Origin of the sequence: Aetokthonos hydrillicola CCALA 1050 (assembly GCF_017591665.1) — a bacterium.
In the GTDB taxonomy this organism is placed as follows: domain Bacteria; phylum Cyanobacteriota; class Cyanobacteriia; order Cyanobacteriales; family Nostocaceae; genus Aetokthonos; species Aetokthonos hydrillicola.
The window spans coordinates 18,322-31,087 of the sequence record NZ_JAAKGC010000083.1 but is presented as its reverse complement, the minus strand read 5'-3'; the positions used below and the strand labels follow the sequence as shown (position 1 = coordinate 31,087).

Here is a 12,766-nt window from a genome sequence, read left to right as displayed (position 1 = left end):
GTCAGTGTAACTTCTGACTGCTTTCCTCTCTAACAATCAATCCGCGCCTCAGTACTAATGTCTATTTTTTATCTTTTCTTCTATCCGTGCTTTGCTTCTGTCTGAGCTTTTAGTCCAAACTCCAGTTAAGAGGGTTTTTAGGGCATTCATTTGGTGAATATTTTTCATGCCTAGCATCCCCATTACGGCAAACATCAAAAAAGTAATGCCTAACCCATAAAATCCTCCGTAAATGGCAACCAAAAAATAGATAAGTAACGGTTTAAGTAAAGAATACCTTGTGTCTTGGGTTGCTTCTCCAAAAGTAATGTTCAACCAATCAGTGAGGGAATTGCTGAAGGTAAATAATAGTGTTGCAAAGAGTAATAAATATGGCACGAGATGATCAAATAAAGTTGTTGGTATTTGAAGCAACAGCATTGCACCAACGAAACCGCCTATCCAACTAACGCTGCCAAAAAGCAAAAACAGACGTAGATGCGGCTGCAATTCTTTGTAATATGCACCCACGCCAGCAATAAGTCCAGGCCAAGAGGCGATCGCACTTGTCGCGTTCGCACTAATAGGTGATAGACCAGCAAATATCAGGGCTGGGAAAATTATCAAACCTCCGCCACCAGCAACTGAATTCAAAATTCCAGTGATCCAAGCAACAAAAAACAGAAAGCAAGCCTGCATGAAAGTCATATTTAGAAGTTACTAACTTTTCTTGTTGTTGATCAATTCTCCAGCTAATTTAGCTTTGCCAACTTCAATTGCTTCTGGAACCTCTATCAGTTTCCCAGTTTTTACATCATAAATATATCCATAAATAGGAATATGAGGTGGTACTAATGCGTGGAAGCGAATACGCAACACATCCTCATAGACACTTTTAGAAAGATCGTCTATTGTCAACCAATTAATATACACGCCTTCGCCTGAACCAGAACCAGAGCCAAGATCGTGCCAACCAGTTTCATCAACATAAGCTGTATTTAGACTACTTTTAAGTAAATCACTGATGATTTGGTTAGTGAAAGTTTCCATACCACAGTTCGTGTGGTGAATGACAAACCACTCACGAGTTCCTAAAAGCTTGTAGGAAATCACAAGAGAGCGAATAGCATCATCACTCGCACGCCCACCTGCATTGCGGATAACGTGGGCGTCTCCTTCAGCCAATCCAGCAAATTTAGCAGGATCGAGGCGGGCATCCATGCAGGTTAAAATTGCGAAATGGCGTTTCGGTGGCATAGCCAAATTGCCTTTGTCTCCAAAAGTTTCTGCATAAGTTCGGTTAGCTGATAAAACTTCTTCTAAAACGTTACTCATAAATTCTTGCGCTGAGTATAATTTTTCGGACATTGATACACTCAGTATTCTACATGGTATGTCCAAATTCACCTATAAGTATATAAACTAAGTGTATGAACTTGCTTGCTAAGCAAAAAAGCAGCTTTCAACGCCCTTACTCGCTTACGCTCACAAGTTTGGGAAGATTCGGAATAGGAATATTAAGAAAGTAAGCAAGTACCTCTTTGCGCCAAGCATCATAAACTGCTCCTAAACCTTCGATTTCATCACCAGTAGCTTGGTGGATAACTTGCCAATACTCTTTAAGATAAGGGTTGCGTCGCTGTTGTGCTTCTTCGTCTAGTTCTAAAAGCTGTGCTGCTATGTCGGCTTTTTGTGCTGGTGAGGCTTGCTCATACGTACTTTGCCACCAAGCTAAAACTCCTAAACGGTGAACTGCTTCATCAGGCAAGATTGTTTTACTGGCAAATTCTGAGCTTTCTGGATCAATAATTTTAGTCGTTCGGCTATTTAAAATTAGCTGAGCAACAATATGAAGTTCATAGTGCAACTCAAAAGCCATAAACCCTAGCCAGTTGCGAGTAGGCAAATCACCCATAAAGCGGGCATGATTTTGTGCTTCCTGCTTTATCTTGTTAATAGGATCGTGTCCTGATAATGCCCATACACGATGGCGGGTAAATTGCGCATGTGCTCCATCATCCCCAATTTGGCGGCTTAAAAATAGTTGTAGTTCTGGGTCAGGAATTTGGTCAATTACCTTACCACAAACTTGTACAATGTAAAGGTCGTGAGCCGCACCACCTATACGGAAACGACAGAAGTTATCTATTTCTTCTTGTGTCTCAAGGGGTCGAGATGTAGACAAGCGAGTTTTGGGAAAGTGAGGAGCATGTTGGTCAATTAATTTGTCGATAATTTCAATTTCTAGCTCAGGTGTCCAAGCAGGACGAGTCAATGTTGCAGTCATATTCAGCGCTTTTGATAGAAATCTAAAAGTTGTTTTGAATGCTAATTGATCAGTTGTAGAGAACGTACTCGTGGTATAACCTCTTGAGAGAAGCGTTTCATCTCCGTAGCAAAAGGTTGAAATTGCAGCATAAAAGTATCAATTCCTACTTCTACAAACTCAGTTAAACGTGCAGCTACAGTATCATAGCTGCCAACTAAGCCCGCAGCTGTCCCTCCGTTACTCCCCAGGCCTGGATATTTCGCCATGTTTTTGAACATGACAACTTCTGGTTCAACACCTTTTAAAAGTTCGCTTCTGTCGTCAGCTTTGGTAAGTTCAAGTAAATACTCATATTCTGCTTGTGCTTGTGCTTGAGTTGTAGACGCAAAGCGGCTTGTCGCCAGACATCGCGCAATTACAAATGCTGACAGCGCAAAGCTCAGAGGTTTGGGTTTTGTACGAACCCGCTTTTTCATATCAGCGATCGCTTCACGCACGACTTCCAAAGGGCGACCATTGAGGAAAAATACATCAGCTTCTAGTGCTGCTAAATTCTTGGCGGATTCTGACTCACCACCCAAATACACGCGAGGATGGGGTTGTGCTACTGAATGCGGACGCAGACACAAATCATTGATCTGAAAATATTTTCCTTGAAAATTAACTCTCTCCCCACTCCAAAGTTCTTTTACTACCTTGATCCACTCCTGAGAATAGCTGTAGCGCTCGTCATGAGGTAGAAAAGGTATCCCAGACTTTTGTAATTCTGGCATAAACCATCCACTTACAAGGTTAACTGCAAAACGCCCGTTGCTGATAGCATCGATACCTAATGCCATCTTAGCTAAGACAACTGGATGAAACAGCAAAGGCTTTACAGCAGCTATAATTTCAATCGAGTTGGTCACTTCAGCGAGCGCTGCTGCTACTGTCCAAGTCTCTAGCTGGTCAAATTCTTGATTTCTTGGATTGATGATGTGTTCAGCGATGAGAGTACTGGAAAACCCGTATTCTTCTGCTAACTGTATGAGTTTCTTTGCTCTTGAGTAGCTAGCATCGCGAGGTTCCATCGGATGGTTCATCGCACCGCAATTACCGTAAACTGGAATCCAAATACCGTAACGAGGCTGAGACATAGCTTTATGTCCTTTCGCAGCACAAGGTTTTGAGTGTGAGAACTTTCAGAAGTCTGCTAGATTAAATGCTAAATCTAAATAATTTACTATTTTTTGATTGATTTACTGTTGTATCAGTTTTTAATCATCGCACAAATCACATGAAAAAGCAATGAACTTTAATGTGTGGCTAACCCTCATTTCACTAAATTCTATAAATTTAAGCGGACTCAGCACAATACTGAAGGTTAACGGAGAGTTGCAAGAATCGATATCCGTACCTTATTCGGTGTCTGTTATCATTAACCTATTGTTAACTTAGTCTTAATTTGCTGTAAACTTAGCGAATAACATCCTGCTTATCAACCAACTAAGAAAGCAACAATTATTACCACATTTTCATCAGTAGTGCATCTCAATGATATTAGAGCCTGTTGCAATAACACCTAGTACAGTAACAAACATTTTGACTTTGTCTTGGTCATTCCCAACAATTTTTTCTGGGACTTTGCATACCTATAGTATTAAGCGCTTGGCTTTAGCGTTAGTGATCGGATTGTTTGTCGGATTGGAAAGGGAGTGGCGACATAAACATGCTGGTGTCAGAACCTTTGGTTTTGTGTCGCTCTTGGGTAGCTTGGGTGGAATACTGAATGAAAACTACGCTTTGTTGAGTATCGCCTTACTGGGAATTCCAATTGTCTTTTTAAACCTTCAAACTTTGCGTGCTAACAAAGGCACTGAACTGACTACATCGGTGGCGATGTTGGTGACAGGATTTGCTGGAGTCCTCTGTGGACAAGGGCATACTGTGACACCTGTAGCCGTGGCTGTGATGACAGCTGCATTACTCTCTTGGAAAGAAAGCCTCAAACGTTTTAGCTTAGGGATAAGCGCGAGCGAGCTTCGAGCAGCAATTATGCTAGCGATGTTATCGTTCGTTATTTATCCAGCTTTACCGAAGGGGAGTATAGATCCATGGAAATTAGTGCAACCACGTGAAGCTTGGTTGACGGTGATTCTAGTGGCAGGGATAGGTTTCGTTAACTATGTCTTATGGAAGATGTATGGAACGCGAGGCATACAAGTTGCTGCCTTTTTAGGTGGCTTGGTCAATAGTAGCGTTGCTGTCATCGAACTAGCTAAACGGGTATACGAAACGCAGGGGCGTCTTACCGAGATAGCATACCAAGGTATTATCCTCGCTACAGGAGCTATGCTGGTTCGCAACGGGTTGCTGTTGGCTATCCTGTCTCCATTAGCTTTGAAATCATCAGCATTGGCACTAGCTCTTATGCTCACGGCAATTGCGGGGTTGGGTTTTATCCACTTCTTGTCACATCTCAAGTTGTCAACGCGATCGCTTGAACCGACTGACTGATAGTAGTAGCCGCCATTCAGAAGAAACACCGACCGGGCTCAATTTTGAATCCCCTTTCTCCCTGCAATCAGCGTTGAAGTTTGGACTGATTTTTCTGGCGCTTCAAATTGCTGCAGTACTAGCACAAAAGGCGCTGGGTCAATTTGGTTTTTATGCGATCAGTCTACTTGGGGGGTTAATTTCGAGCGCGAGCGCTGTTGCTTCTGCGGCGACTCTTGCTGATCACGGCACACTTTCTGCAAAAGTGGCAGGGACTGGTGCAGTACTTGCTTCTGTTACCAGTGCATTGGTAAACCTGCCGTTGGTTGCGAGAATCTCTCGTACACGCCAACTTACTATTCGATTGACTATTGCCCTAGGATTAGTTTCGGTACTAGGCTTAATCGGCACTGTATAATAGTCGAATTACCAAGCGCGGTCATATTGTACAGGCCAAACTTTATCCTGTCCTAGTGTTTTAGCGGCGTATGATGCCCAGTAAGGATTGCGTAGCATTTCCCGTCCTAGTAAAACAACATCAGCTTGACCAGTGCGGATAATGTGGTCGGCTTGTTCTGGGGATTTAATCAAACCCACAGCCCCAGTGCGAATATTTGCCTCTTTACGAATTCTTGAAGCGAATTCAGTTTGATAACCAGCACCATAGGGTATTTTGACGTTTGGTAAAGTTCCGCCGCTTGAGCAATCAATCAAATCTACACCCAGTGACTTGAGTTTATCCGAGAGTGCGATACTTTGTTCGATGTCCCAACCGTTTTCTGCCCAATCTGTTGCTGATATTCTTACCCAAAGGGGATAACCTTCGGGTAAAATAGCTCGAATACTTTGGGTGACTTCTCTCAGGAAACGAGTGCGGTTTTCAAAACTACCTCCGTACTCATCGTCGCGTTTATTACTAAGGGGTGAGAGAAATTGGTGTAAGAGATATCCGTGCGCTGCATGAATTTCAATCACCTTGAACCCTGCTTCAACAGAACGTTTAGCGGCTTGTACAAAAGCATCAATAATTTCTTGAATTCCTGCTTTGTATAAGGCTTCGGGAATAGGGTGTTCTTCACTAAACGCGATCGCGCTACTAGAAACCACAGGACGCCAACCGCCATTGAATTCATCTAATATTTTTCTATCTTCCCATGGTGGAGCAGTACTAGCTTTTCTTCCAGCATGAGCCAGTTGAATGCCTGCTATGGCTCCCAAATTATGAATCACTGTGACAATTTTGGAAAGCTCCTCAATGTGTCCGTCTGACCAAATTCCTAAATCTTGTGGACTAATCCGTCCTCTTGGTTCTATTGCTGCTGCTTCGGTGAAGACTAAACCTGCACCACCAACTGCACGGCTTGCCAGATGAACTAAATGCCAATCATTAGCATATCCATCTGTACTAGAATATTGGCACATGGGTGAGACAGCGATGCGATTGCGAAAAGTGACTGTACCAATGGTAAGTGGTTCAAATATATGTGTCATAAGATTAATGCAGCGTAGCTAGGACGAGTAATAGTTCTCACTTTGAAAGAAAGCTTGGCATTTTTCTTTCTCAATCTAAACTTAACTAACAGGTATTTTAATACTTATCACAAATATTTAAAAGATATAAGCATAGCTATCTTTTTTATAAATAGTTATGCAATTTCTTTTGTAAAGAAAAAAGCATGATGATCAGTAGGCAAAATCATCATGCTTTGGAAACCATGTTTAAGAATAAAGCTAGTCTCGTTATTCCATTATAACTTATTGAATTGTATGAAATACTACAAAAACCCCTATGTTGGGTTTGCCAGATAAAAAATAGGTATTAGGTAGACAGTACTAGCACATTCTCTTTCAAAAATTACAAAAATACTTGCTTAGTGGATTCTGTGTATGCAATAATCTCTATGATTTCTTATTAAATACTGCAAAATTACTAATTTACCGTATTTCTCAATAGATAGCACCAATCAATTTTTAGCTAAGTAGCAACTAACTGCCTTGATTGAAACAGGAATTGTTGACCGGGGTTCAAGGATATCTACTAAATAAGGAACAGTGAAGAAAAATGGATAAGCGCAAGTCAGGGGTTTTTGGTCGTCGCGAGTTTATAGGTGCTACGGTCGCAGGTACACTCCTTGCAGCAGGAGGATCAAGTTTACTATCTGGTCTTTCTGCTACACCACGGCGACCTAACATCGTATTTATTTTGGCTGATGATCTCGGCTGGGGCGATCTGAGTTCTTACGGACAGCCAAACTTTCGTACTCCTAACTTGGATCGTTTGGCACAGGAAGGTGTACGCTTCACCAATGCCTATTCTGGTCAAACTGTTTGCACTCCAACGCGAGTCAGCTTCTTCACTGGTCGATATCCTGCGAGACTTGCAATTGGACTGAAGGAGCCTTTAGGTAGCATAAAGCAAGTACGTGACACTGTAGGGTTACCACCTGATTTTCCAACTATTGCTTCTCTCCTTAAGGCTAAGGGTTACGAGACAGCGTTAGTCGGTAAATGGCACTCTGGTTATCCTCCTACATATGGTCCAATCAAAAATGGCTTTGATGAATATTTTGGCAACCTAAGCGGTGCGATCGACTACTTTAGACATGTAGACACTGATGCACAACCTGACCTCTGGGAAGGTCAACAACAGGGGAATAATACTGTTTTAAATCAACAAGATCGTGCTGGTTACGTTACAGACTTGTACACTCAGCAAGCGATTGATTTTATTAACAAACGCCGAGAGAGACCATTCTACCTCAGCCTTCATTACAATGCACCGCATTGGCCGTTTGAAGGCCCTGATGATGAGGCTATCAGTAATTCCTTGATAGGTAAGGATGGTGTACAAAGTTGGTTGGATTCTGGAGATCCTGAATCTTATGCTGCATTAGTACGGAGATTAGATGATGGAGTTGGAAGAGTACTAAAAGCTTTAGATGATGCTGGTCTAACTAAAAATACTTTAGTCATCTTTGCTAGCGATAATGGAGGTGAACGGCTGTCCTATTTTGGACAGTTAAGAGGGAAGAAAGGCGATTTATACGAAGGTGGAATACGAGTTCCCACAATTGTACGTTGGCCTGGAGTCACATCAGCTAATAAAGTCAGTGAACAAGCAATTATCACGATGGACTTAACCGCAACCATTCTTGCTGCTGCACGCACTCAGCCTGACGCTCGTTATCCACTGGATGGTCACAATTTACTTCCAGTTCTCAAAGGAGAAAAATCTGTTTATCCTCGGACACTTTTTTGGCGCTTTGGGGGCGATCGCGTTGGTGGCGATATACAAAAAGCTGTTCGTAGTGGTGAGTGGAAGTATTTACTCCGAGGAGGAAACGAGTCTCTGTACAATCTTTCAACTGATGAAGGAGAGCAAACTGACCTTAAGGAACAATACCCAAGAATATTTCAGGAGTTACGTACTACGTTCCAGCAATGGGAATCGCAAGTGCTGCCTTACCCGGCTTGATTAAGAAACAAATTCCTAACCTGTTCTCCCAAATCGAGAAAACGGGTTAGGGGATAATCTGACTGTGTTAGCTTTTGTTAGTAAATAGATGCCAACACTTTATCTGCTGCTGCCCGAAAAGCAGTTGCAGCACCAGCACTCATATCTCTTGGTGCGCAGATGCGATTCCTCACATATGCAAGAGTAATAGCTCCTACAGCAGCTACAGTTGGGTCAGTACTACTGTCCTTACCACCTGTTCTTCCACCTGGTAAAAATTCGCCATTCCCATGAATCAGATAATCAGCCAGTAATCTGAGGTGAAGATCAACTGCTTCTTGAACTGCCGAGATGTCACCATCCTTGGCTAAAGCTTGAACCCCAGAATTTTTCAAAATGTCTCCTATCGCAACTTCCCGATTATCACTCAGTCTCTCGGCTGCTTCTGCGCGATATTGAAGAGACTGGCTATCTACAGGATCGAGAGGTAACGGATTCCCAATCGGTTCCACACCCCATCTGCGACGCAGAAGTAAATTGTTAGTGATATTATCAGATTTAACCCTATGATAGGCAGGACGATGCTTGAGTGCTTCAAACCAAGCGTTGATGCGAGGATAACGCTCATTCCCCTTGATATGATAACCTCGGTACACAGGTAAGTTGGCGGCTAATCGATCAAGATGGGGGCTGTACATAATATCGACTAGGCTAAAAGTTGAAACAAAGTAGGGACCTGGATATTTACCCAACGCTTCCTCAAGCTCATCTAACTTAGCTTCAAATGTTGCCTGAAAGCTCGCTAGTTCATCAGAATCCGCAGGTGTTACCCTGAGAAATTTGTACGCTGCCTCCTTAAACCCATTGGTTTCAGCATCTTCTACCAACTGTCTAGCAATAGCGTTTTCCTCTGGATCATCGGGAAACAAAGTTGTCCCAAATTTTTCTTCCAATGCTAAAAGAATATCTTTGGATTCATAAACTAATTGTCCCTCGATTTTTGCAGCAGGAACAAGGGTTGTAGGAACCAAGTCCGTATACCACTTTGGCTTGTTGGTCAAATCGATAAACTCCGTCGCAAAAGGAATTTCCTTTTCTTCTAGAGCAAACCAAACCCGTTCACAGAATGGACACCAAGAGTTGGTATCTCGATAAAGCAGCACTGGCGGTGTAGCATCAGGCGGAAGTTTATGGAGACTGCTTGGTATTGGTTCGGTTGAAGGAGATTGACCAGGTCTACGTAATCGTCGAGCAGACGTATTTTGTCGAGCAATCTCAAGCAGCTGATCCCAACTAGATAATGTGTCTTGAATAGGCATTTTTTACCTCGCTTTGTTTGGAATACCAGAAAATACAAATAGTTGTTCCTCTTTAGGGACAGCAGAACCGTCACCAAGATAACGATGAATACCTACCCCCATGTCTCCTGTTGCAGTGAGTTTAAAGTTCACTTCCTCAAATCCAGATTCACGCAAAAACTTACGAACATACTCAGAATAGGCGACACCGTTAGAGTGTCCTCTTGTCCAGAGTACAAACGCACCTTTTTTACTTAAAAAACTTAAATTCCCTAGCAAGCGATTTAGTTCGACTTCATCAGCCAGATTGCCAAAAACACCGCATACAATCACAATATCTGCTGGTACTGCTCCTACATAATTGGAAGCAATAGTGGCATCACCATTAATAAATTCAATTTGTTTTGCCAAACCCAACGATTCCACAGTTGCTCGTCCACGTTCTACTAGCTGTGGGTTTAATTCAACGAGTCGCGCATGAACATCTTTTGCACGAGGGTGATTTTCCAAAATGCCTAGTAAATCTCGTCCATCACCCGCGCAAACGCTAACTATACGGATGATTCCTGGTGGCGATGCATCCAAGCTATAAGAAATGTACTCCCGCACGATTTGCAAGCGCTGTTGCAATTTCGCCTCAGTTTTGTAGAGGTCGTGCCATTCCAACCAATCTTTTGGCATAGATAGTGGCTCCCACTTTATGGAATTGGAATTGATAGCTTTCTACAGTGATAAATGTGACAGGCAACAATAAGATACTGTAAGTTGCTCTATTAATCGTATTTTTTTTGGAATAGATATAACATACCATAGTTTCTGACTAATTAACAGAATTCCCCAATCCTCTTTGATAGACCACGAGAATTCAGAGAGTTAAGCTAGAGTTATCACATATAAAACAAAATTATAACCAACAAGATGTAACCTTTGCTGTTTTTATAGTTAAACTACTTATTAACAGCAATTCAAAGGTAAAGAACAATGCTCACTTTCATTAAAAATAATTATCGCAACAACATCTCTAGCAACTTTAAATTCAACGCATTCGATATACTCGAACCGATTCGCTACTGGCTTGATAGCATTGAGGTAACTAACAGAAGAACAGCACACTTTTTGTGTACCGTTATTCCCGTTCAGTGTCCGTTTGAACGAGATATTTACTTTTTCGGGTACTTAATTGCGCACATTCCGCCTCTATGTAAACTCAATCCTTTCTACGAGCAAGTTTCGAGTCTGCGGTTTCGTGCATTATGCTACTTAGCTGACACTTGCGGTGAAGATGTACGCTGCTATTGCTAGAGTTAATCCCGTCCTCAAAGCCTTGATCGTGGACAATCAAGTGAATAGTAACATATAATACCATAGCATTGGTACTATTCAAACTTCTTACAGTGATGATCATATTTACTTATGACGTTTTGCCTAATCACTCCACGCAACAGTATTTCAATCCAATCGTTAACACAAATATTCCGATAAATATAGCCAAAAAATTAGAGAACCCTGCTGTTGAAATTAGGTATGTTACTCAACGCAGGCAAAAACCACCACACGTAAACTTGTTGTTTGATATTACGCTACGCAATCATCATTCGCTATCTCGTTGGTTTATTATCCCAAGTAATTTAACTATGAATTTCACACCAGAAAAAGCTACTCCTGATGGGCTTGAAGTCTTTGAGCTAAAAGGTTCTGGTCGAGTTGTGATTGGGAGAGTTTTAGGAATCGATGGTTTTCAGGCTCTGTTGTTACCAGCAGGAGCGGAAATTAGGATACGTAATTTTCCGATTTCATTTTGGGGAGAACTTCCTCAAGTGCTGTCAATCGATGTAATAACCGCTACCCGATTGAGTATTGGTGATCAACTAGCTGAAACTAGGTTTGGAATAAACCCCACGAGCGATCCGCGAGCAGATGTAAGAGAGGATAAACAAGCAATTCTCAGTTCGAGAGACTTTAAAAACCAAGAACTTCCCGTTTCTATGCTTGAAGAGCAGCGCTTCAAACTAAATGTAAATCTTGTTTCACAATAGAAAATTCTGGGGACTCATTGACGCCCGTAGTCCAATCTCGGGATTAAGAGTTGGCTCTTGTTTCCCGCGTAAAGTTACTAATTACACCAACCCTACTGACTAAGAATGGTAATGCAAGGATTTTGAGTTATTCTAGGTTTTTTCATTGCACTTAACAAGACTAAAAAATCTAAAGATTTAGCAAAGACCATTGTAATGGTAGACAATCAAAAAATTTCTAAGCTATCAATTAATCATGCAGATATAAAACCATTTCTTGAATCTATTCTTCGTTATGAAGAAAAAATGTGAATTGGATTGATTATTAATAGCAGCAATTCTGTGTTTTATAACTGTTTTTTTAGTCAAAAAAAATATTATTTATACAAAATAAACCTATATAAGGAATGTTTTTATGTTTCTCTTAGAACAAGAGGCCCAAATATTTGATCATTTGAGTAATGAATACGTACAAGGCAAAATTGTACCTATATCCTCAAGGCACATTCGACAGATTGAATTAATTTGGAAGCCACAATTAAAAACTGAAAAGTGTTGGGATGAAAACTTAGATATCGAAAAATATCTCGATGCTGAGAAAGGATTTGAAATTTATGTACTAGAATACGGTTCAATTCCACAAGGTTTGATAGTTTTAAAAAATGCCAATTGTCCTTCTAGGTTAGAAGAGGGTAAAAATTTAATTTATTTAACGCTAGTAACTGTAGCTCCCTGGAATCGTGCATCTAATCAAGGAAAACGAAACTATAAAGAAGTAGGAACTAGCCTAGTTAAATTTGCAATCTCCCACAGTTTTCGATTGGGTTTTGAGGGAAGAATAGCCTTACATTCTATAAAATATGCTGAGAGCTTTTTTGAGAAAATGCCTTTTTGGGATGGAGGCTATGATTTATTTTTCTGGGGTGATAATGATAATTCCTCAAGATTTAAATATTTGGAAATGTCGGCAGATGAAGCAGAATTAATTATGTTAGATTTATATTTAAATTCGTATTTGAATTCTGATATCATTAATACACCACTTGACACTTCAATCCAGACTGCAGAATCTAGTTGGCTTTTTGGATTCCCTGGGGAATATTCTTACTCTAATGAGTATGCAGCCAGGGAATATGCTCTTGTTTAAAAAGCGTCAGTTGATCATTCTATCGCTTCAGGATTACCCAAATTCAGCTTCAAGCAGTTTGGAATTTAGGGGATAATGAAATCATCCCCTAAATTGGAATTACATAACGCGAGGATCTAGCTCACGAAA

Annotated in this window: 13 protein-coding genes; 6 read left to right on the top strand and 7 right to left on the bottom strand. The window is 41.1% G+C overall.

Annotated elements, in window-relative coordinates; all coding sequences use genetic code 11:
• Positions 1-54: 54 nt before the first annotated feature.
• The 4 genes from G4P69_RS28505 to G4P69_RS28490 all read right to left on the bottom strand — a co-directional run bounded on the left by G4P69_RS28505 (position 55) and on the right by G4P69_RS28490 (position 3,384).
• Positions 55-687: a sulfite exporter TauE/SafE family protein gene (locus tag G4P69_RS28505; RefSeq protein WP_208344545.1), complete on the bottom strand. Its 633-nt coding sequence runs from the start codon at positions 685-687 to the stop codon at positions 55-57.
• A 12-nt stretch (positions 688-699) separates the two neighbouring features.
• Positions 700-1,347: a beta-class carbonic anhydrase gene (locus G4P69_RS28500; protein WP_243902608.1), complete on the bottom strand. Its 648-nt coding sequence runs from the start codon at positions 1,345-1,347 to the stop codon at positions 700-702.
• Between the two features lie 103 nt (positions 1,348-1,450).
• Positions 1,451-2,266, bottom strand: coding sequence for a hypothetical protein (locus G4P69_RS28495; RefSeq protein WP_208344546.1), 816 nt, complete (start codon positions 2,264-2,266; stop codon positions 1,451-1,453).
• A gap of 41 nt (positions 2,267-2,307) precedes the next feature.
• Positions 2,308-3,384 carry an LLM class flavin-dependent oxidoreductase gene (locus G4P69_RS28490; protein ID WP_208344547.1) on the bottom strand — a complete coding sequence of 359 codons (1,077 nt, stop codon included), beginning with the start codon at positions 3,382-3,384 and terminating at the stop codon, positions 2,308-2,310.
• A 397-nt stretch (positions 3,385-3,781) separates the two neighbouring features.
• On the opposite strand from G4P69_RS28490, the gene G4P69_RS28485 reads away from it, so the two are divergent.
• Together G4P69_RS28485 and G4P69_RS28480 are read left to right on the top strand one after the other, a co-directional pair.
• Positions 3,782-4,744 carry an MgtC/SapB family protein gene (locus tag G4P69_RS28485; RefSeq protein ID WP_208344548.1) on the top strand — a complete coding sequence of 321 codons (963 nt, stop codon included), beginning with the start codon at positions 3,782-3,784 and terminating at the stop codon, positions 4,742-4,744.
• Positions 4,728-5,141 (top strand): DUF4010 domain-containing protein, encoded by a 414-nt coding sequence (locus G4P69_RS28480; protein WP_208344549.1) that lies wholly within the window; start codon positions 4,728-4,730, stop codon positions 5,139-5,141. Before G4P69_RS28485 ends, G4P69_RS28480 begins: the two co-directional genes overlap by 17 nt.
• A gap of 8 nt (positions 5,142-5,149) precedes the next feature.
• Here the strand turns inward: G4P69_RS28480 and G4P69_RS28475 are convergent, their stop codons facing one another.
• Positions 5,150-6,214, bottom strand: coding sequence for an NADH:flavin oxidoreductase/NADH oxidase (locus tag G4P69_RS28475; protein ID WP_208344550.1), 1,065 nt, complete (start codon positions 6,212-6,214; stop codon positions 5,150-5,152).
• 571 nt (positions 6,215-6,785) lie between these two features.
• Here G4P69_RS28475 and G4P69_RS28470 point away from each other — a divergent pair.
• Positions 6,786-8,198, top strand: coding sequence for a sulfatase (locus G4P69_RS28470; protein WP_208344551.1), 1,413 nt, complete (start codon positions 6,786-6,788; stop codon positions 8,196-8,198).
• A gap of 77 nt (positions 8,199-8,275) precedes the next feature.
• Here the strand turns inward: G4P69_RS28470 and G4P69_RS28465 are convergent, their stop codons facing one another.
• The gene (locus G4P69_RS28465) at positions 8,276-9,496 is read right to left on the bottom strand and encodes a glutathione S-transferase family protein (RefSeq protein ID WP_208344552.1); all 1,221 of its coding nucleotides are present in this window, start codon (positions 9,494-9,496) and stop codon (positions 8,276-8,278) included.
• A gap of 3 nt (positions 9,497-9,499) precedes the next feature.
• Complete coding sequence (locus tag G4P69_RS28460) at positions 9,500-10,156, bottom strand: class I SAM-dependent methyltransferase family protein (protein WP_208344553.1); 657 nt, start codon at positions 10,154-10,156, stop codon at positions 9,500-9,502.
• Between the two features lie 300 nt (positions 10,157-10,456).
• Here G4P69_RS28460 and G4P69_RS28455 point away from each other — a divergent pair, with 300 nt between their 5' ends.
• The 3 genes from G4P69_RS28455 to G4P69_RS28445 all read left to right on the top strand — a co-directional run bounded on the left by G4P69_RS28455 (position 10,457) and on the right by G4P69_RS28445 (position 12,637).
• On the top strand, positions 10,457-10,777 hold the full coding sequence (locus G4P69_RS28455; RefSeq protein WP_208344554.1) for a Mo-dependent nitrogenase C-terminal domain-containing protein: 321 nt from the start codon (positions 10,457-10,459) through the stop codon (positions 10,775-10,777).
• A 92-nt stretch (positions 10,778-10,869) separates the two neighbouring features.
• The gene (locus G4P69_RS28450; RefSeq protein WP_208352809.1) at positions 10,870-11,511 is read left to right on the top strand and encodes a hypothetical protein; all 642 of its coding nucleotides are present in this window, start codon (positions 10,870-10,872) and stop codon (positions 11,509-11,511) included.
• Between the two features lie 394 nt (positions 11,512-11,905).
• On the top strand, positions 11,906-12,637 hold the full coding sequence (locus G4P69_RS28445; RefSeq protein WP_208344556.1) for a hypothetical protein: 732 nt from the start codon (positions 11,906-11,908) through the stop codon (positions 12,635-12,637).
• Positions 12,638-12,766: the final 129 nt, after the last annotated feature.